This window comes from Anaerofilum hominis, assembly GCF_014287275.1.
Lineage (GTDB): Bacteria > Bacillota > Clostridia > Oscillospirales > Ruminococcaceae > Pygmaiobacter > Pygmaiobacter hominis.
In genome coordinates this window covers 220,724-240,705 of sequence record NZ_JACONZ010000002.1, presented here as the reverse complement: position 1 = coordinate 240,705, position 19,982 = coordinate 220,724, and the positions used below count along the sequence as shown (strand labels likewise).

Genomic DNA, 19,982 nt, shown 5'->3' with positions numbered 1-19,982 from the left:
CCCGGCAGTGTACGGCGGCGGCCAGCCGTCGTTTTTATTTTTCTCTTTTTGCCCGGCGGCTGCCGGGCTTTTTACATTTTTAACAAAATTTTCATTGATTTTTTGGAAAGAAAAGCATATGATAGAACCTCTTTCGCAATTTGTTTAGCATACCTAAATATTTGTCCTGCGAATCTTTTTGCCCCTTTCAGGGCGCACGGCGGCCGGAGCGCCAGGTATGCCCGGGCCGGCGGTACTATCATCCACAGGAGGTGGTCCGGGCGTGTCCACGTCGGAGGAGATCGATCAGCGCACGCGGGAGCTGTTTGCGACTGCGGCGGAGATCAAAGACCTGTTTTTCAACTATTCGCCCCTGCCCCAGCTCAGCCATGGGCAATTTTTGATGCTGCGCCATATCTATTTGTTTGAAAACGACCAGTGCCCGTTCGGCGCCGCGCCGCCCGGCCTGTCCGACGGCGAGGGCGGCATCAAGATCACCGCGTTGGCAAAGCTGATGCGCAACGCGCCCCCCACCGTCAGCCAGAAAGCCGACGATCTGGAACGGCTGGGCTACATCGAGCGGCGGCGCGGCCGCAGGGACCGGCGCGCCGTCTACGTCTCGCTCACCCCCCGGGGACAGACGCTGATGGCGCGCGCCATGCGGCTGTACGATCATCTGGGACGCAGGGTGGTGGCCCGGCTGGGCGACGAGCAGATCCGCGTTTTTGTCCAGACGCTGCAAAACTTAAAAGACGCCCTCGCGGCGGAGCAGGCCGAGTTTGCGGCCGCCCTGGCGCGCGGCGGGACGGAGGGGGAAGATGCCCCGCCGGAGCCGTAAACGCGCCGCACACGGCGCCTGCCGCGCCCGCGGGCGGGCCGCGGCGTCCATTTCAAGATCCAAGAAGGGAGAGGAATGCAGATGACAAAACTGGCAAGATATCTCAAGCCCTATATCCTGCCCATCCTGCTGTGCGTGGCACTGCTCTTTGTGCAGGCCAACGCCGACCTGAACCTGCCCAACTACATGTCCGACATCGTCAATGTCGGCATCCAGCAGGGCGGTGTGGAGCACAGCTACCCGGAGGCGATCAGCGCCGACGGCCTGGCGCTGATGGAGACCTTTTTGACCGGGGAGGACCGCGCCCTGGCCGAGCGCGTCTACGCGCCGGTGGAGGAGGGGACCCCGGAGTGGGAGAGCCTGAAAAAGGATTACCCCGCCCTGTCGGGCACCGTCTATACCGCCGGCCCGCTGAACGCGCAGGACAGCGCCGCGCTGAACGCCGCCTTTGGCCGCGCCGGCTACGCCATGGTGCTGCTGATGCAGGACCTGGCGGGCGCCGCCGGCGAGACGGCGCAGCAGGCCGGGGACAGCGCCTCCTTTGACCTGACCCAGCTGTACCCCATGCTGCCGATGCTGGCCGCACAGCAGCAGGCGGTGGACAGGGCGGTGGCCGCCGCGGCCGCCGCGCCGGAACAGACCACCTCTTCCACCGGCGCGCTTTTTGCCCGGAGCTTTCTGGCCGAGCTGGGCGCCGACACGGCGGCCCTCCAGTCCCGCTATGTGATGAAAACCGGCGGCAGGATGCTTCTGGTCTCGCTGATCGGCGCGGCGTCCAGCATCCTGGTGGGCCTGCTGGCCGCCCGCATCGGCGCGGGCGCGGCCCGCACCCTGCGCGGAGACGTGTTCTCAAAGGTCTCCCGCTTCACCAATCAGGAGTTTGACCGCTTTTCCACCGCCAGCCTCATCACCCGCACCACCAACGACATCACCCAGATGCAGATGCTCATCACCATGGGCCTGCGCATGGTCTGTTATGCGCCCATCATGGGGGTGGGCGGCGTGTTCATGGCGCTGTCCAAAAGCCCCAACATGAGCTGGGTGCTGGCAGTCGGCGTGATCTTCATCCTGCTCTTCATCGCCGTGATCTACAACATCGGCATGCCCAAGTTCAAGATCATGCAGAAGCTGGTCGACAAGCTCAACCTGGTCACGCGTGAAAACCTGTCCGGTATGATGGTGATCCGCGCTTTCGGCACCCAGAAATTTGAGGAAAAGCGCTTTGACGACGCCAACCGGGACCTGAACCGCACCAACCTGTTCGTCAACCGCTTGATGGCCTTTATGATGCCGGCGATGAACCTGACCATGAACCTGCTGATGGTGCTCATCCTCTGGGTGGGCGGGCACCAGATCGCCGCCAGCAACATGCAGGTGGGCGACATGATGGCGTTTATGCAGTATGCCATGCAGATCATGTTCAGCTTTTTGATGATCAGCATGATGTTCATCATGATCCCCCGCGCCTCGGTCTCGGCCGAGCGCATCAACGAGGTGCTGACCACCGAGGCCAGCATCGAGGACCCGGCACAGGCAAAGCATCTGGCCGGCGGCCGCGCCCGGGGCGAGATCCGCTTCAACGACGTCTCTTTCCGCTATGCGGGGGCCGACGCGGACGTGCTGCAGCACATTGATTTCACCGCCCGGCCGGGCGAGACCACGGCTTTCATCGGCTCCACCGGCAGCGGCAAATCCACCCTGATCAACCTGATCCCCCGCTTTTACGATGTCACCGGCGGCAGCATCACGCTGGACGGGGTGGATATCCGGGAGCTGTCCCAGAAAGAGCTGCGGGACAATATCGGCTATGTGCCGCAGAAAGGGCTGCTCTTTTCGGGCACCATTGCCTCCAACCTGCGCTACGGCGACGAAAACGCCTCCGACGCGGATCTCGATCAGGCAGCGGAGATCGCCCAGGCAAAGGAATTCATCGATCAGAAACCCGACCACTTTGACGAGCCCATCAGCCAGGGCGGCGCCAACGTGTCCGGCGGGCAGAAGCAGCGCCTGTCCATCGCGCGGGCACTGGTAAAAAAGGCCCCGGTCTACATTTTTGACGACTCGTTCTCGGCGCTGGACTTTAAGACCGACGCCGCCCTGCGTCACGCCCTGCGGGAAAAAACCGCGGACAGCGCCGTGCTGATCGTGGCCCAGCGCATCTCCACCATCATGAACGCCGAACAGATCATCGTGCTGGACGAGGGGCGCATGGTGGGCAAGGGCACCCACAAACAGCTGCTGGAGACCTGCGAGACTTACCGCGAGATCGCGCTGAGCCAGCTGTCAAAGGAGGAATTGGCATGAGCGAACAGAACAAGGGCGCCCGCGCCCAGCGCCGCGGGCCCTTCGGCGGCCACGGGCCCGGCGGCCCCCGCGGCATGATGCCGGGCGAAAAGGCAAAAGATTTTAAAGGCACTTTCCGCAAGCTGATCCGCTATCTCGGCGAGTATCATGTGACCATTCTCGTGGTGGCGGCCGCGGCCATGCTCTCCTGTGTGTTCGCCATCGCAGGACCCAAGGTGATGGCCAAGGCCACCAACAAGCTGTTCGAGGGCGTCATCGCCATGCTCACCGGCGCCGGTGGGATCGATTTTGGCTATATCGGCTGGATCATCCTGATCCTGGCGGGCCTGTACGTGCTGTCCTGCGCGCTGTCCTATCTGCAGGGCTGGCTGATGACCGGCGTGACCCAAAAGGTCTCCTACCGGCTGCGCCGGGATATCAGCCTCAAGATCAACCGCCTGCCGCTGAGCTATTTTGACGGCACCTCCACCGGCGACGTGCTCAGCCGCGTGACCAACGACGTGGACACCCTGAGCCAGAGCCTGAACCAGAGCCTGACCCAGATCGTCACCAGCGTCACCACCGTGCTGGGCGTGCTGGCGATGATGCTCTCCATCAGCCCGCTGATGACGCTGGTGGCCGTGCTCACGCTGCCGCTCTCGCTGCTTTTCATCACCCAGATCGTCAAGCGCAGCCAGCCTTTCTTTGTGCGGCAGCAGCGGTATCTGGGCGAGGCCAACGGCCACATTGAAGAGATGTACGGCGGCCACGTGGTGGTGCGCGCTTTCAACGGCGAGGACAGAAGCATCGAGACCTTTAACGAGATCAACGACAAGCTGTACAATTCCGCCTGGAAGAGCCAGTTCCTCTCCGGCCTGATGCAGCCGCTGATGGGCTTTGTGGGCAACATCGGCTATGTGGCCATCTGTGTGCTGGGCGGCTGGCTGACCGCAAAGGGCAGCATCAGCGTGGGCGATATCCAGGCCTTTATCCAGTATGTGCGCAGCTTCAACCAGCCCATCAACCAGCTGGCCAACATCAGCAACGTGCTGCAGCAGACCGCGGCCGCGGCCGAGCGGGTCTTTGAATTTCTGGACGAAAAAGAGGAGCTCCCCGACCCCGAACAGCCCGTGTCCGCCGATGAGGTCCAGGGCCAGGTGATGTTCGCCCACGTCAAGTTCGGCTACTCCCCGGAAAAGATCATCATCCACGACTTCTCCCACATCGTGCAGCCGGGCCAGAAAGTGGCCATCGTCGGCCCCACCGGCGCCGGCAAGACCACCATGGTCAAGCTGCTGATGCGCTTTTACGACGTCAACGAAGGGGCCATCCTGGTGGATGGCTACGACGTGCGCCAGTTCACCCGCAACGGCCTGCGCGGCCTGTTCGGCATGGTGCTGCAGGACACCTGGCTGTACAACGGCACCATTCTTGAAAACATCCGCTACGGGCGGCTGGATGCCACCGACGAAGAGGTCTACGCCGCCGCCCGCATGGCGGGGGTGGAGCACTTTGTCCACACCCTGCCCGACGGCTATCACACCGTTCTCAACGAGGAAGCCAGCAACATCAGCCAGGGCCAGAAGCAGCTGCTGACCATTGCCCGGGCCGTGCTCAGCGATCCGAAGATCCTGATCCTGGACGAGGCGACCAGCAGCGTGGACACCCGCACCGAGCTGCATATCCAGCACGCCATGGACCGGCTGATGAAAGGCCGCACCAGCTTTGTCATCGCCCACCGCCTGTCCACCATCCGGGACAGCGACGTCATCCTGGTCATGCGGGACGGCGATATCGTGGAGGTCGGCAGCCACGACGCGCTGATGGCAAAGGGCGGCTTTTATGCGGAGCTCTACCAGAGCCAGTTTGAGCCCGAGGAGACCGCCTGAACGCGTTTGCCGGGCAGTGGCTTTCACAATAAAAACAGGGGCCGGCTAATGCCGGCCCCTGTTTTTCGCGGCGGACCCGCCCTGCCCCGGACCGCCGCCCCGATCTGCCCGGGGCCGGGAAAAGCGCTTTTGCCGCGTCTCTCTCAAGCGGCGGCGGGGCCCGCAGCGCGGCCCCCGGCCTGTGCAGGCCGCCCCGGGGAGCATTTTTGCCCCCATCCCCCTTTTTTGTGCAAAGAGCGCCGCCGGCACTGAGATGCCGGCGGCGCTCTTTTAAATGGCCGCGAGGCTCACGGCTTCTTTTTCAGCGGACGGTGCACACCGAACTCGTCGATCGTCTCGGCGTTGTCCAGCTGCGCTTTCAGGCTCGCTTTCATGGCCTGCACGTACTCCTGCCGCAGCGCCTCCTGCTCGGCCCGCTCCTCCGCGGTGAGGCCGCCCTCGCGGCTTTTTTTCGCCAGCGCGTTGATGCGCGCGATCTTTTCCTGCGTCATTTTAAACAACCTGCCTTTCTCAACGGCCATCATACCACAACACCGCCGCCTCGTCCACTGCCCGTGCGGCACAAAAAGAGGGGCCGCCGGTGGAACCGGCGGCCCATAAAGAAAAAAGAGGAAAAGGAGAAAAGTTATTGTCACTTGCTACGACTATATTGTATCAAAACGGTTACAAGAAGTTGTTACGAAATTGTTAACATTTGTAATTATTTTGTAACTAGTCGTTTGGCAGGCAAGGACAATGAGGAGAAAAGAAAGAAAAAAAGGAGAACATCTATAAAAACCGCGCAAAGCGGAGGATGGTTTGTCTGCTGCGCCCCGACGGCGGCGTCCCGAGCGGCGGGGGACAGCAGGAATTTTTGGCTTCTCGCATTTTTCGCCGGCGGCCGGCGTTTTGCGCCGATCCCGGCAATTTCATCACCGCGGCGTCCCGGCGGCCTGTAACTTGTCCGGCAAAGGGGATTTTCTTTCCCTCCGACAGTTGCTATTATAGAGGGGAATCGTGAACAATTTTTGTTAGACTTATAAATAGATTGCAAAAAGATGACAAAGAAAATCTTAAGGCGGGAGAGAGGATGTCCCCCGCTTGCCCCGGCGCGGCGCAAAGATCTGTGCCCTGCCTGTCACAAACGGGACAAGCAGCAGTCTAATCAAACAGGAGGTGCTGAAAAATGAAAGATCCCGACCGGGAAAAACAATTGATCGAAGCCGCCCTGGGCGGCGACCGGCAGGCCCTGGAGGACCTGCTGGTGGGCGTGCAGGACATGGTGTTCAACCTTTCGCTGCGGATGCTCGGCACGGTGCCGGACGCGGAGGACGCCGCGCAGGAGATCCTGGTGAAAGTGATGACCCGCCTGGCCTCTTTCCGCGGCGAGAGCAGCTTTGCCACCTGGGTGTTCCGCGTCGCGGCCAATCACCTGAAGACCTGCCGCAAGGGCATGTTCGCCGCCCGCCCGCTCAGCTTTGAAGCCTACGGTGAGGACATCGTTTCGGGCCGTGAGCGGGACCTGCCGGACCTCAGCGGCGGCGTGGACCGGTCGCTGCTGGAGCAGGAGCTGAAGCTCTCCTGCACCAATGTCATGCTGCAGTGTCTGGACCCGGAGAGCCGCTGCGCCTACATTTTGGGCACCATGTTCCGGCTGGACAGCCGCGTCGCGGCCCAGGCGCTGGAGCTGACGCCCGAGGCCTACCGCCAGCGCTTGTCCCGCGCCCGCAAAAAAATGGCCGCTTTTTTGGGCGAGTACTGCGGCCTTGGGGGCGGCGTCTGCGCCTGCGCGCGCCGGGTGGACTACGCCGTCGCCACCCACCGCATCGACCCGGCCGCCCCCGCCTTTGCGGGGCTGCCGTCCTGCAGCTATGACGAGGTCTTGCGGCACGCCCGCGCCATGGAGCAGCTGGACCAGCTCTCGCAGGTCTTTGCCGGCCTGCCCGCCTACCGCACCCCGGCCCAGGCCGCCGGCCGCGTGCGGGCGCTGATGCGCTCTGAGAGCTTTGCGGCGGCGGTGCAGGACGGGGGGACGGGCGCATGAGTATGGAGCAGATGCTGCACTATCTGGCGGCGCTGGAACAAAACAATGACCGCGACTGGTTCCACACCCACCGGCAGGAGTATGACCAGGCCCGCACGGCCTTTGAAAAGCTGGTGGAGGACCTGCTGTGCGAGCTGCGCAGGTCCGATCCCTCGCTGCCCGTCCTGCCGGCGCGGGAGCTGACTTTCAAACTGATGCGGGACACCCGTTTCAGCCGCGACAAATCCCCCTATCTTCCCGCTTTCCGCGCCCATCTGGGGCCGCGCGGCAAACTGCCGGTGCCGGTGGGATATTATCTGATGGTCCGCCCGGGCGGCCGCTCGTTCCTCGGCGGCGGGCTGTTTGCGGACATGTTCCGGGACGCCACCACACGGGTGCGGGACGCCATCGCGGCAAACGGGGAGGAATGGGCGGCGATCCTCGCCGACCCCGTTTTTGCCGGGACCTTCACAGTGGGCGGCAGCGCCCTGAAAAGGGTGCCGCAGGGCTATGACCCGGCCCATCCGCAGGCGGAATGGCTGCGCTGCAAAAGCTGGTATCTGGAACTGCCGGTGCCGGACAGCCGCCTGCTGGAGCCGGGCTTTCTGCCCTGGGTGGCGGAGGCCTTTCAGCGGATGCAGCCTTTCAACGACTTTTTGAACCGCGCGCTGGAGGGGTTTGAACTGCCCGCCCGGTAAAGCGCGCGGCTCGTAGGGGAAAAGTTTTTCTTTTTCTCTCCCCCGCAAAGGTGGTCCTCCTGACGGCTTTTCCCGGCGCTGACGGCCGGCGGTCATGGGCGCCCTGCCCGGAAAAGCGCTGAAACTGCGGCCTTTGACCGCGCGCCCGCCGCCCGCCGGAAAAGCAGCTCCCTCTCCCGCAAAACGGGCCCGCCCAGGCCCGCCCCGCGGTGGTCGCCGCCGCGGCCTGCCCCGAGGATAAAACAGCAAAAAGCGCCCGGCCGCTGGACGGCCGGGCACTTTTTTGCACAGAAACAAAAGAAGCAGCTAAAAAAGTAAAAAAACCGATCTTTAAACCGCGGGACGGCATCCCCCGCACGGCCGGGTGCCCCCGGCGGCCCCGCGCTGTAAAAGCCGTGAAAATCGGCCGCCTGGCCCCGGGCGGCAGAGAGGGGCTCCGCTGCGGCCGCCCGCCGCTTCTGCGCCCGGGGGCGCTTTTGGTTCCCTGCGTTCTGCCCAGCCCCGGGGCGTTACGGTTTTCTGCACACCGGCATAAGCTCGATATAGCCGCGTGTGCCGATGGGTTCCAGCTGGATGCGGGGGTTGGTCTCGTCCCAGACATAGCCCATCCCGGACGGGTCGTACTTCTTTATCGCCGCCTCCAGCTCCTCGATGGCCTGACAGTAGTCCTCCTCCGCAAAGGGCTCGCCCTGGAACAGCAGGTATTCTGCGGCCGGCAGCCGGATGACGTCAAAGCCCTCGGGGGGCTGGGTCTCATCCACCTCTGCGACCTCGACCCCCTGCACATATCGCGAGGTGCCGGGCGCGATATAGGCGGAGGGCAGCCACAGGCAGACCGGCTCCCCCTCCAGGCCCCGGATGCTCCGCAAAATCCCCCACACATCGCAGCCCACCTCTTCGCAGTAGGCAAAATAATCGTCCGCGCGCACGCCCCTTTTGAGGATCACTTTTCGCGCCGGTTTTTCCACGAGCCGGACAAAGACGTTTTTGACAGGTTCCATGACGGTTTTTCTCTCCATTTCTCGGTATTTTACGCCGTAAGGGGTGAAAAGTCTCAGCGGGACCGGCCGGGCGGCATACTCCCGCGGATTGCAGCCGAACGCGCGGAAAAACGCCCGCTGATACCCGTCCACGCTGCCAAACCCCATCTCAAACGCCACGTCCGCGACCTTGCAGGCCTCGTCCCGCAGCCGCAGCGCCGAGCGGGACAGCCGCAGGCGGCGGATGTAATCCGCCGGGGTCAGGCCCAGCCAGGCGGTAAACAGCCGGCAGGCGTGCCAGGGGGAGAAGAGCGCCGCCCGCGCCAGATCGGCGGGGGTGATCTCTTCCCCCAGGTGCTCCTCGATATAATCCTGCATCCGCTGCACCGCTTCCACCTGTTCCCGCATTTCCTCTCACCTCCCCGGCCTTTTCATCATAGAGAAAAGAAAAAAATTTTTCTCGACTATTTTTGCCCCGCTGCCCGGCGGCTGCCGCAGCCCCGCGCACGGTCCCCTGCCTCTCCGCTGCCGCCCGGCCCGGAACACAAAAGCCATCCGCCCCGGTGCGGATGGCTTTTGGAAAGGGAAAACGCGATCTTCCGGCAAAACCGTGCCGCAGGGCGGGCGCCTTGCTGACAACAGACGCCGGGCGCAGAGCCGCCGCTCCGCCCTGGTGATAAGGTGCAGCAGGTCTCCCGGCGCGGCCGCCGTCCCACGGCTGCCACGGGGCAGGCATTCCTTTTTCAGCCCTCCCCGCTCAGGGCCGGGCCGCAAGATCCGCCGTCGACGCGCCTGTCAGCCGCAGCAGGTCCGCCGGCGCGGCCTCGATCTGAAAGCCAACCCGGCCCGCCGAGACCATCACCGTCTCCAGCCCCTGGACGCTGGCGTCAAAAAATGTCGCATACTGTTTTTTCATCCCCAGCGGGCTGCAGCCGCCGCGGATATAGCCGGTGACCTTGTTGATCTCCGCCACAGCGATCATCGACACCGATTTTTCCCCGGCCGCGCGGGCCGCTTTTTTCAGATCCAGTTCCCGCTCCACCGGCAGGCAAAAAACCACATAGCTGCCCGAGGCGCTGCGGGTGACCAGGGTCTTAAAGACCCGCGCCGGGTCCTGCCCCAGCTTGCGGGCCACCCCCGCGCCGTCGATCACCCCGTCCGAATGGTCGTAGGCGTGGGCCTGATAGGCGACCTTTTCCCGGTCCAGCAGGCGCATCACATTGGTCTTTTCCTCTTTTTTTGCCATCCTGTCCGCCCCTCTCTCAGCTGTTTTCGCGCAGCACCCGTTCCACGGTCCCGCGGCTCAGGGCAGGCAGCGGCAAAATAGGGCCGGGGACAAAGCCGGGGGCCTGCAGCTCTTTTTGCCACCAGCTGACGCCCCACCAGCGGCCCGCCTTATAGCCCGCGCGGGGCAGCCGGCCGCAGACAGAAAAGCCCAGCTTTTCGTGAAAGGCCTCGCTGGGCGCGTTGGGGTCGGTGAGCACCGCCACCGCGGAGCCATATCCCTGCAGGCGCAGCAGCTCCAGCAGGGCGGTGTACAGCTTGCGCCCCACCCCCAGGCCGCGCCTGTCCTCCCGCAGATAGATGCTGGTCTCCGCCGTCCAGCCATATGCCGCCCGGCCGCTGAACGGATGGGCGCAGGCATACCCCAGCAGTTCCCCGCTATGAAACGCCAGCACCCAGGGATAGCGACCGTCCTCGTCGATCCGGCCCGCGAACTCTTCCAGCGCGGGTGTCCGGGTCTCAAAGGTGACGGCGGTCTTTTCCACATACGGCGCGTAGACCGCCAGCAATTCTCCTGCGTCCATCGGTGTGCCCAGTCTCAGCATCGCTCTCTTCTCCCCGCCGCTGCGCGGCATTTTTTTGCTTTGGGTGCGGGCCGCGGCGGCCCGGTGAGGAAAAGCCGCGGAGCCTTTTTCAAAGCCCCGCGGTCCCCCAGCCTGGCCGGCACGCCCGGCGCGGCTCACAGCTTCTGGATCAGCCGCGTGAAAAACTCCACCGTCTTGGCGATGGTGGGCAGCTCCACCCGCTCGTCATCGTTGTGGATCAGGCCGCGCTGCTCTGCGGAGAGCGCCATGGCCGAAAACTTGAACACGTTGGGGCAGATCTCAGAAAAATGGCGCGAGTCGGAACAGGCGATCATCAGATACGGGGTGACGATGGCCTCCTGCCAGGTCTCCCCCACCGCCGCCGCCAAGGTGCGCCAGGCTTCGCTGTTCACGTCCGCATACGGCGACGCCTCCGAGCCGTGCAGTACCCTGACCTCCACCGCCGGGTCGTTGATGGCCCTGCGCAGATGTTCGGCCGCGCCCTCCACCGTAGTGCTGTTGATCAGCCGCAGGTTGACGGTGGCAGTGGCCTCGTTGGGCATCACGTTCGACTGCTTGGACCCCCGCGCCATCGTGAAAGCCATCGTGGTGCGCATCATGGCGTTCAGCTCGCCGCCCAGCTTGTGGATAACGCCGGTGATGAGGCCGCCGAAGCACCACAGATTTGCAAAGACGATCCGCAGGGCAAACGGCGCGTGGGGGCCCACGGTATTCAGCATCTCCCGCACCGGGGTGGTGATCTCCGCTTTGAACTGATGCTTCTCGCAGGCCACCACCGCTTTGCTGAGCACGCCCACGGCGCTGTGCAGCGGCGGGTGGCTGGCGTGTCCGCCCTCGCTTTTGGCCGTGACCTCCAGGTCGGCCAGGCCTTTCTCCCCAATGCCCACCACGGCCATTGGCCGCTGCACACCGGGGAAAACGCCCTCTACCACCGCGCCGCCCTCGTCCACCACCATGGCGGGCTTGACGCCGCGCTCCCGCAGCACCTGTACCGCGGCGGGCGCGCCGGTGCCGTTGACCTCCTCGTCGCCCGCAAAGGCAAAGTAGACGTCGTTTTGGGGCACAAAGCCCTCGCCGATCAGCCGCTCGGCGGCCTCAAAGATGCCCATCAGGGTGATCTTGGTGTCCAGGGTGCCGCGTCCCCACAGCTCCCCGTCAAAAACTTCGCCGCAGAAAGGCGGGTGCTTCCAGCGGCTCTCCTCCACCGGCACCACATCGTAATGGGCCATCAGCACCACTGGGGCGGCGCTGCTTTTGCCTTTCCAGGTGAAAAGCATCTCGGTGTGGTCAAAGCGCTCGTAAGTACAGGTCTCGAACACCTTTGGATAAAACTTTTTCAGCAGGCCGCGGAACTCTTCGAACTTTTCCTCGTCAAATTCCTCGAGCCGGTAGCTGGACACCGTGGGCACGCGCACCAGCTGCGCCAGATGCTCTGTCGCAGCGGCGGCGTCCACCTCGCAGGGCCCGGCCGCCGCACGGCCGTCGTCCTGCGGCCGAAACCGCGCCGCCCGCACCAGAAGCACGGCGATGAAGACCGCCGCCAGGGCCAGAAGGATCCACCAGAACATGACAACACTCCCTTTCAGGGCGGCGGGGCCGCCCACAGCTGACTTGTTTTAAAACAGTATACCACATTCCCCCCGCGCCTGAAAGAGACAGGGCCCGCCGTTTGTCCTGTGCCCGCCGCGGCGGGACAGGGCGCACACGGCGCGTCTGCGGGTGCAGTTTTTCCCCGCCCCCGCTCTTTTTGAGCGTACAGGGAAAAACGCGCGCCCTGCGGGGGCGCGCGGCAGGGCGCGGGCATCGGAGGCCTCTCAGGCCTGCCAGACCGCCGCCAGCCGCCGCACCGCGCAGCGGATGGCGTCTTCGTCCATCGTGCCGTAGCCCAGCACCACCGCGGCGTCCAGCCCCGGCGGCGGGCTGCCGTAACGGGAGAGCCCGGACAGCCGCACGCGGGCCGCCGCGGCCCGCTCCACCAGCTGGGCCTCCGTCAGCGGCAGACCGGGCGACGCCACAAGGTGAAGGCCCGTGTGCGCCCCCCACAGCGCCAGCCGCGGCCCGAAAGCGGCGTGCAGCGCCTGCGTCAGGGCGTCCCTGCGGCGGCGATACTGGCCCCTGGCCCGGTTGAGCCCGCGGGTAAAATGGCCGCCTGTCAAAAAGCCGGTCAGCGTCTGCTGCTCCAAACGGGACACCGTACAGGCATAACCGGCAAAAACGCGGCGGTACCGGGCCAGAAGCGCCGTCGGCAGCACCATATAGCCGATGCGGATGCCCGGCGCGATGCTGCGGGAAAAAGTACCCACATAGACCACCCGCCCGTGCGCGTCCAGGCTTTGCAGCGAGGGCACCGGCCTGCCGTCGAAGCGGAACTCCGAGTCGTAGTCGTCCTCCACGATCAGCCGCCCTGGCGCGGCCCCCGCCCACCGCAGCAGGGCGCTGCGCCGCCCCACCGGCATCAGGGCGCCGGTGGGGAACTGATGCGAGGGGGTGACATAGACCGCGCCGGCGCCGCTGCGTTCCAGCGCGTCCACCCGCAGGCCTCCCCCGTCCACCGGCACCCCCCGCACCTGCAGGCCGCTGTTTTCAAAAATGCGCCGCGCCTTGGGGTAACCGGGCTCTTCCAGCGCCACCTCCGCCGGCAGCAGATGGGCCAGCAGGCCCAGCAGATATTCCATGCCCGCGCCCACCACGATCTGCTCCGGCGCGCAGTGGACGCCGCGGAACTCGTGCAGATAGCCCGCGATCGCGCCCCGCAGCGCCGCCTCTCCCTCCGCCGGGCCGGGGTTCAGCAGCGCCGGGTCGGCGGAGAGCACGCCGCGCGCGATGCGCCCCCAGGTCTTGAAAGGGAACAGCGAGGTATCCACCCCGCTGGTGGCAAAGCTGTAGTCCCACTGCGGGGGCGTCTGCTCCTGCGCGGCGGCGGGCAGCGGCCGCGCGGCGGGCACCAGCGGCGCCACGTCCGCCACATAGACCCCGCTGCGCGGCCGCGCCTCCACATAGCCTTCCGCCGCCAGCATGGCCAGCGCCGTTTCCACCGTATTCAGGCTGACCCCCAGGTTGGCCGCCGCGCTGCGCTTGGCGGGCAGCCGCTCGCCCGCCTGCAGCCGCCCCGCGCTGATCTCGCCCGCCAGCCAGGCGTACAGCTGCTGATAAAGGGGCCGTCTGTCTGCGGCATCCAGTACCAGAGGAAAATATTCCACGGAACACCTCCCATCTGACCTCATTAAAAAAACATTTTTTGGATATTTTAATGGGTCCAGTTTTTCTTTACAATAACCATAGACCCGACAAGGGCTTTTGTCAATCAGAGAGGGGAACCATTTATGCAAAACAAAGCGTCTTTCACCGTGCGCCGCCTGGCGGTCACCGGGCTGCTCGCCGCCCTGGTCTTTATCTTCAGCTGGATCCAGATCCCCATCGGGCAAATCGCCCGCATCCATCTGGGCAATGTGTTCTGCGCGCTGTCCGGCCTGCTGTTCGGGCCGTTTACCGGCGGCCTCGCCTCCGGCTTCGGCAGCATGCTGTTCGACCTGACCAATCCGGCCTATATCGCAGAGTGCTGGATCACCTTTATCACCAAGTTCTTTATCGGCTTTCTCGCCGGCCTGATCGCGGGCCGCGGCCAAAAGCAGGGCCCGGGCCGGGACGTGCTGGGCGCGGCGGTGGGCAGCGCCGCTTATGTGGCGCTTTATCTGGTAAAATCCTTTATCGTCATGACCATTGAAGGGCAGGCGCAGGGGGCCATCGTCACCCAGCTCTACACCAAAGGGGCCACCTCGCTGACCAACGCCGTGATGGCTGTGATCGCCTCGGTGCTTCTGGCGCGCGCGCTGCGTCCCGCCCTGCGCCGGGCAGGCATCCTGCCGCTGGACAGCGGCCGCTCCGCAAAGGGGTGAGCCCCGGGCCGGAAAACCGGTCCGTCTGCAGCTCTCCTGGCGGCATGTGAAACAACATCATAAAGCGCGCCTTGAAAAACTTTCGGTTTTCAAGGCGCGCTTTTTTTGAGACGGAAAACGCCCGGCCGCGCCGGGGTCGCGCATAGTAAATATCCTTTGCTGCTATTGTACATTTCCTTTCCCGATTTATCATGCTATAATAAAAATCCTTGTCGGTGAATTTTTTTGAAAGGTTTGGTGCGCATGGAACCTTTGAGGGATTTTCCCTGGAACAAGGATACGCCGAAATCGCTGGTGCACCAGTCGATCGTGTCAAAGAACAGTCACATGATTTTCAAGTCTATTTTGGAGCCGTACTTTGATAGATGACCCGCAGCGGCTTTGGTGAATCAAAGCCGCGATTTTACCCTAAACAAAGGAGGCCGCCTATGAATTGGGAGCCGTGGACCGGCTGTTACAAAATAAGTGATGGTTGCACAAACTGTTATTTTTACGGGCCATATGCAAAACGATATGGGCAGAATACAATTCTAAAAACAGACAAATTCGACTGGCCCATAAGGAGAAATAAAAAGGGCGAATATAACATCAAAGGGGATAAAATTCTCGCTACTTGTTTTGCCACTGATTTTTTCCTGCCCGAAGCGGACGAGTGGCGGGGCGAGGTCTGGGCGATGATCAAGGAACGGGCGGACATCGATTTTTTGATTTTGACAAAACGGATCGACCGCTTTCTCATATCGCTTCCGTCAGATTGGGGAGCAGGATATGACAATGTGAATATTGGATGTACTGTTGAAAATCAAAAATCAGCCGATTACAGACTTCCTTTATTTCTGTCTTATCCGATAAAGCGGCGATTTATCGCTTGCGCCCCACTTTTAGAAGCGATAGACTTGACCCCGTATCTTCATGGCGTAGAGCATGTTACCGTTGGCGGCGAAACAGGCCGGGAAGCCCGTGAATGCGACTATGATTGGGTACTGAATATCCGTGAGCAATGCGAAAAGGCAAGCAAAACGTTTTGGTTCAAAAATACAGGCTCACTTTTTAGGCGTAATGGAATAGTTGAAAAAATAAATCCTTTTAAGCAAGCAAGTATAGCCAAAGAACTTGGAATAGATATTTCAGATGGAAAAAGGTTGTTTTGACAGGGTTTTGAGCCAACTTGACCCAAAGTCCGGACGGGGTCTGTCTCCCACTGCCGCCCCGGCTGCTGCTTCCCGCCCTCCCCCATCTCATCTGCCCGCCCGCAAACATGAGGGAGGGAGGAAAAACAAATGGAGAAGTCTTTCGTAAAGATAGAATATCAAAACGCCTCTGGGGGCCGGATTTGTGTTGAGGACTCAGCTTCGGTCAAAGAACTGCTGGAACAGTCTGACCGGCAGATCCGATCCCAAAGGCGGCAAGACAGGCGATACCTTGATTTCAGCTCACAGATGAAGTGCCTGAAATCTCCCTGTCAGGCACATTGGAGGACACCGCCGATCCTATGGAAAGAGGGAAGCGCCTATCCTCGGCACCAGGATCCTCGATTCCGGTCCTTGTACCGCGGCTCTGGATACTTTTCCTATCTCATCAGGCTGTTTTTTGCCTTTAGAACTCCCGATACAACTACACAAAAAAAATAGCCGCACTGCGGCTATTTTTTTGCGGCATCTATTCAGATCTTTTCATACAGGCCGCTGAATGCGACATTGGGATTCAGCTCCTTGCCCTCTGTCACCGTGACGCCGCTGCGGCCCAGCGACAGGGTCAGGTTGCCCTGCGCCTCGCAGAGCGCGCCGCCGTCCTTGTAGACCGTGGCGTCTCCCTCCACCGTCAGGCCCTTGGCGTCCAGCACAAAATGGATGAGCCCCGTCTCGCTGCCCTCGGTGACGGTGAGCAGGATCTGGCCGGCGCTGCCCGGCTGCTTGGCATAACTGCCCACCCAGGCGGAGACGTCCTGCGCCACCTCGGAGGAGGACGGCGCAGCGGAAGAGGACGCGTCTTTCTGCGGGGTCGCGGTGGGCGCGGCGGTGGCTTTCGGCGTGGCGGTGGGCTGTGCCGCGGCGGAGGACGAGGAACCCGGCTGAGAAGAGGACGCGCCGCCGGCAGCGGAAGAACTGTTTCCCCCGCAGGCGGTGAACAGCAGGCAGGCCAGTGCGGCCAGGATCACAAGCTTCTTTTTCATAAAAAGCACCTCGCTTTTGTATTTTGAAGACGGGCGGCAGGTCGAATGGGGGCAAAAAAGCAGCAGGCAGCGCCGCGGCCCGTCCTCCTGCCAAACGCCCGGAAAAACCGATTTTTTGCGCTCCCGCAGCGCTGCGGGCCAAAAACAGCAGCTGCGCCGTCTTTGGCCCGCCCAGGCGTCCCCGCGGGGCAAGCGTAGGATGAGGCCGGCCCTGCGTGCAGGGCGTCCAAACGCCTGTTTTTCTGGCGGAACGCTAAAAAACAGCGCCGCAGCACCGCTGTGGCCGCACTGCCGTCAAAAGTGCGGGGCGGCAAGTTTTTGGCTCCCTGCCATGCTGCGCGGCAAAAAGCAGCCGCGGCGCGCAAAAGCTTTCTCCCCGGGTCTGCGCCCTTATCCCGGACTGCCTGCGCCGCAGAGACCGACCGTTTCCCTGCGCGGCGATAAAAGGCCGCCGCAGATCCCGGGGGACCGGCCGCGCCCAGCGCCATGCGGCGGGAAGCGGGTTTTCGGCACGAGGCTTTTCCCGGCAGGGCGCTCAAAAATTTTTCGCCGCCCGGCCGCCGCCCTTTATAGAATAAACGGAACAGCGCGCGATTTTACTACTTTTCACCCGAACCAAAAATTTTTTCCAGCACCTGGGCCGCGCCGTCTTCCCACACGGGGGGCGCGAGATAGCCGGTGAGGGCTTTGGCCTCGGGGCAGGCGTTGCCCATGGCATAACCGCGCCCGGCCGCCGCCAGCATCTCCAGATCGTTGGGGCTGTCCCCGAACGCGATCACGTCTTTCCAGTCGATGCCGTGCCGCTGCAGCACCTGACTGATGCCGGCCGCCTTGGTGGTGGCCACCGGATAAATGTCAAAGTGGTCCTGCCACTGCCGCGCGCCCTGCAGGCGCGGCTGCGCGCGCAGATAACGGTACACCTCGCCCTCATTGCCGATCAGAAAAGCGCTGAAAGGCGCTTCCCGCAGATGCCGGTCCCTGCCGGCAGTCTCATCAGTGATGCCGCCGTCCATGCCGGTGCTCTCCAGATACATCCGGCGCATCCGCTCATAGTTGCAGTAAGCGCCGTACCCGCTGGGGAAAGAAAAGCTCAGCGCGGCGCCGATGCGGATGCAGAACGCGGTCAGCTCTTCCACCAGATCCGGCGCATAGGAGGTCTCGCAGACCACGGCGCCGCTGCGGTCCAGCACGATGCCCCCGTTGCCGCACACACAGTAATCCGCCATCTCCCGCAGCGCCGCGGGCACCAGCTGCCGGATGCGGCCCGAGGCGACCATCACCAGCGCCCCCTGCTGCCGGGCGCGTTCCAGGCAGGCCAGCAGGCGGGGGGTGGGGTCCTGCCTCTCCCGGTCCACCAGGGTGCCGTCCACATCGCAGATCACTGCGCGCGGCAGATCATGGTTGTCTTTCAAACGCTCACTCCTCCTCCCGACAGGCGGGCCGCCGCAAAGAGCCAAAAGCCGTGTTCTCCGCGCCGACCGGCGTCCGCACCGCCCCAAACCCGGGACGCCGCGGGTATCCCGCCCACGCCGGCCGCAGCGCCTTGCGCAGAAAAAAAACGGCGCCCGCGCTTTTTCCACAAGCTCCGGCAAGCCCTAGACGCCTGTCTTTGCCTCTTTTTTCTCTTTTTCTTTTTTGTGGGCTTTTTTCTTCTTTTTGCCTCCCGGCACCGGGATCACCGGCAGTTCGGGCGCATCCACGGGGGTCTCGTCCGCAAAGCCCTTGAAGCCGCGCCCCAGCACCTCGTTGACCTCCGCCATCACCACAAAGGCCTTTTCGTCCAGCCCCTGCACCACCTCTTTGAGGTGGTAGGTCTCCCGGGGGCGCACCACCGTCATCAGGATATTGTGCTCATATCCCTGATACATACCCACGCCCCGCTGCAGCGTCACGCCGCGGTGGATCTCTTTCTGGATGGCGTCCGAGAGCGCCACCGGGTCTTTGTCGCTGATGATATAGCACATGTTGGCCTTGTCGAAGCCGTTGAGGATGCGGTCGTTCACCATGCCGCAGACGTAGATGGTGATGATGGCGTAAATGCCCGCTTCAATGTCGCGGAACATCAGCATCGCAAACAGCACCACGCTTCCGTCCACGATCAGAAACATCTTGCCCACCGACATGGACCGGAAGCGGATCAGCAGCAGCCGCGCCACCAGGTCGGTGCCGCCGTTGGAGGCCCCCGACTTGAGAAACAGCACCGCCCCCACCCCGTAGATCAGGCCGCCGAACACCGCCGCCACCAGCTTGTTTTCCGTGATGGTGGGCAAAAAGGAGATCGCGTTGAGGATCACGGCGTATACCGTGGAGCCGCACAGCGTGAGCAGGGTGTAGCGCGGCCCCTTGATGAAAAACGCGAGGATGATGAAAGGGATGTTCAGCAAAAACACAAAGGTGCCGATGGACACGGGCAGAAGGGAGGAGAGCACGATGGCGATGCCGGAAAAGCCCCCCGCCGCGATGTTGTTGCCCGCCAGGAACAGCTGGATGGCAAACGCGTAACAGCCGTTTGCCAGCAGAAAATAGATGATCTTGCGCACCTCGTTCGCAAAACGGGACTTTTGCTTTGCCACGGCCGCAGCCTCCTTTTCCGGCGCCCTCAAAATGCGGCGTCCGGCGCCGGTCCCGCGCAGGACCGGCTTTTTACAGCACTAGCATAGCACGCCGGGCCCAGCGGCGCAACAACTGCCTGCGCACCGGGCGCTGAAATAGTCGTTTCGCTAAAACAGGGCCCTCTCTGTGGGAAACTGACCGACACTTTTACCTGTCTTTGTCCCTCCCATGCACACAGCAAAAGGCCCGCAGGGGGGTCCCCCTGCGGGCCGGTATCTCAAACGCGGTCAAAACCGCGGCAGCTTTTTCAGGCGAGCCGCCTGTCCCACGGCCGGGCACATTCCTTTTCCGGCCCCGTGCCGGCGGGCCGGCGGCGCTGTTCCGATCCCGATCCCATCCGCTTACTCGATCTCGATGGCGCGGGCCGCGGGCGCCGGCGCAGCCTCCTTTTTGGGCAGCGTCAGCTCCAGCACGCCGTTTTTATAGGTGGCCCTGATCTCCTCCTGGCGGATGGCGGAAACGTCGAAGCTGCGGCTGTAAGAGCCGTAATGGCGCTCGCGGCAGACATAGCTGCCGTCCTTTTCTTTTTTCTCGCTCTCCCCGCTGTGGGCGGCCGAGATGGTCAGCACGTCCCCGTCCAGATCCAGCCGGATATCCTCCTTGCTGAAACCGGGCAGCTCGGCGCTGAGCAGATAACTGTCTCCCCTGTCCTCGATGTCCGTCCTGCAGCTCAGGGCCGGCATCGACGGCATGCTCTTGTCGCCGAAGAAATATTTATCCAGATCATTGAACAGATCCATCATACCGCGCTCGCGGCGCTCATAAGGCATAAGACCAAACATAAAGCATTCCCCTTTCGTCT

17 protein-coding genes are annotated in these 19,982 nt (G+C 63.0%); 7 read left to right on the top strand and 10 right to left on the bottom strand.

The annotated features are described in order from the left end of the window. Positions 1-262: 262 nt before the first annotated feature. The 3 genes from H8S23_RS13945 to H8S23_RS06240 all read left to right on the top strand — a co-directional run bounded on the left by H8S23_RS13945 (position 263) and on the right by H8S23_RS06240 (position 4,989). On the top strand, positions 263-817 hold the full coding sequence (locus tag H8S23_RS13945) for a MarR family transcriptional regulator (protein ID WP_186887471.1): 555 nt from the start codon (positions 263-265) through the stop codon (positions 815-817). 81 nt (positions 818-898) lie between these two features. After that, a complete protein-coding gene (locus H8S23_RS06245) occupies positions 899-3,121 on the top strand; it encodes an ABC transporter ATP-binding protein (RefSeq protein WP_186887926.1) in 2,223 nt (740 codons plus the stop codon). Further along, positions 3,118-4,989, top strand: a complete 1,872-nt coding sequence (locus tag H8S23_RS06240; protein ID WP_186887470.1) for an ABC transporter ATP-binding protein — start codon at positions 3,118-3,120, stop codon at positions 4,987-4,989. Before H8S23_RS06245 ends, H8S23_RS06240 begins: the two co-directional genes overlap by 4 nt. Positions 4,990-5,276: 287 nt before the next feature. Here the strand turns inward: H8S23_RS06240 and H8S23_RS06235 are convergent, their stop codons facing one another. Next, on the bottom strand, positions 5,277-5,480 hold the full coding sequence (locus H8S23_RS06235; RefSeq protein WP_186887469.1) for a DUF896 domain-containing protein: 204 nt from the start codon (positions 5,478-5,480) through the stop codon (positions 5,277-5,279). A 674-nt stretch (positions 5,481-6,154) separates the two neighbouring features. Between H8S23_RS06235 and H8S23_RS06230 the strand changes: the two genes are divergently transcribed. Together H8S23_RS06230 and H8S23_RS06225 are read left to right on the top strand one after the other, a co-directional pair. Beyond that, positions 6,155-7,012 carry an RNA polymerase sigma factor gene (locus tag H8S23_RS06230; protein WP_186887468.1) on the top strand — a complete coding sequence of 286 codons (858 nt, stop codon included), beginning with the start codon at positions 6,155-6,157 and terminating at the stop codon, positions 7,010-7,012. Next, entirely contained in the window at positions 7,009-7,689 is a 681-nt protein-coding gene (locus tag H8S23_RS06225; protein ID WP_186887467.1) for a DUF2461 domain-containing protein, read from the top strand. The genes H8S23_RS06230 and H8S23_RS06225 overlap by 4 nt, the downstream gene beginning before the upstream one ends. A 509-nt stretch (positions 7,690-8,198) precedes the next feature. On the opposite strand, the gene H8S23_RS06220 is transcribed toward H8S23_RS06225, so the two are convergent. The 5 genes from H8S23_RS06220 to pdxR form a co-directional block, all read right to left on the bottom strand. Next, positions 8,199-9,077, bottom strand: coding sequence for an AraC family transcriptional regulator (locus tag H8S23_RS06220; RefSeq protein ID WP_186887466.1), 879 nt, complete (start codon positions 9,075-9,077; stop codon positions 8,199-8,201). A gap of 349 nt (positions 9,078-9,426) precedes the next feature. Then, entirely contained in the window at positions 9,427-9,915 is a 489-nt protein-coding gene (gene ybaK, locus H8S23_RS06215; RefSeq protein WP_186887465.1) for a Cys-tRNA(Pro) deacylase, read from the bottom strand. A 16-nt stretch (positions 9,916-9,931) separates the two neighbouring features. Next, complete coding sequence (locus H8S23_RS06210) at positions 9,932-10,498, bottom strand: GNAT family N-acetyltransferase (RefSeq protein ID WP_186887464.1); 567 nt, start codon at positions 10,496-10,498, stop codon at positions 9,932-9,934. A gap of 134 nt (positions 10,499-10,632) precedes the next feature. After that, positions 10,633-12,066 (bottom strand): M20/M25/M40 family metallo-hydrolase, encoded by a 1,434-nt coding sequence (locus H8S23_RS06205; RefSeq protein ID WP_186887463.1) that lies wholly within the window; start codon positions 12,064-12,066, stop codon positions 10,633-10,635. Between the two features lie 246 nt (positions 12,067-12,312). After that, positions 12,313-13,698: a MocR-like pyridoxine biosynthesis transcription factor PdxR gene (gene pdxR / locus H8S23_RS06200; RefSeq protein WP_186887462.1), complete on the bottom strand. Its 1,386-nt coding sequence runs from the start codon at positions 13,696-13,698 to the stop codon at positions 12,313-12,315. Positions 13,699-13,821: 123 nt separating this feature from the next. On the opposite strand from pdxR, the gene H8S23_RS06195 reads away from it, so the two are divergent. Both H8S23_RS06195 and H8S23_RS06190 read left to right on the top strand, forming a co-directional pair. Beyond that, positions 13,822-14,394, top strand: a complete 573-nt coding sequence (locus H8S23_RS06195) for an ECF transporter S component (protein ID WP_186887461.1) — start codon at positions 13,822-13,824, stop codon at positions 14,392-14,394. A 428-nt stretch (positions 14,395-14,822) separates the two neighbouring features. Beyond that, positions 14,823-15,545 carry a DUF5131 family protein gene (locus H8S23_RS06190; protein WP_186887460.1) on the top strand — a complete coding sequence of 241 codons (723 nt, stop codon included), beginning with the start codon at positions 14,823-14,825 and terminating at the stop codon, positions 15,543-15,545. Positions 15,546-16,057: 512 nt separating this feature from the next. Here H8S23_RS06190 and H8S23_RS06185 read toward each other — a convergent pair. The 4 genes from H8S23_RS06185 to H8S23_RS06170 all read right to left on the bottom strand — a co-directional run bounded on the left by H8S23_RS06185 (position 16,058) and on the right by H8S23_RS06170 (position 19,962). Continuing rightward, positions 16,058-16,567: a hypothetical protein gene (locus H8S23_RS06185; RefSeq protein WP_186887459.1), complete on the bottom strand. Its 510-nt coding sequence runs from the start codon at positions 16,565-16,567 to the stop codon at positions 16,058-16,060. A gap of 599 nt (positions 16,568-17,166) precedes the next feature. Beyond that, positions 17,167-17,979 (bottom strand): HAD family hydrolase, encoded by an 813-nt coding sequence (locus H8S23_RS06180; protein ID WP_186887458.1) that lies wholly within the window; start codon positions 17,977-17,979, stop codon positions 17,167-17,169. 183 nt (positions 17,980-18,162) lie between these two features. Then, positions 18,163-19,140 carry a DUF6198 family protein gene (locus H8S23_RS06175; protein ID WP_186887457.1) on the bottom strand — a complete coding sequence of 326 codons (978 nt, stop codon included), beginning with the start codon at positions 19,138-19,140 and terminating at the stop codon, positions 18,163-18,165. Positions 19,141-19,521: 381 nt separating this feature from the next. Beyond that, positions 19,522-19,962: an Hsp20/alpha crystallin family protein gene (locus H8S23_RS06170; RefSeq protein WP_186887456.1), complete on the bottom strand. Its 441-nt coding sequence runs from the start codon at positions 19,960-19,962 to the stop codon at positions 19,522-19,524. Positions 19,963-19,982: the final 20 nt, after the last annotated feature.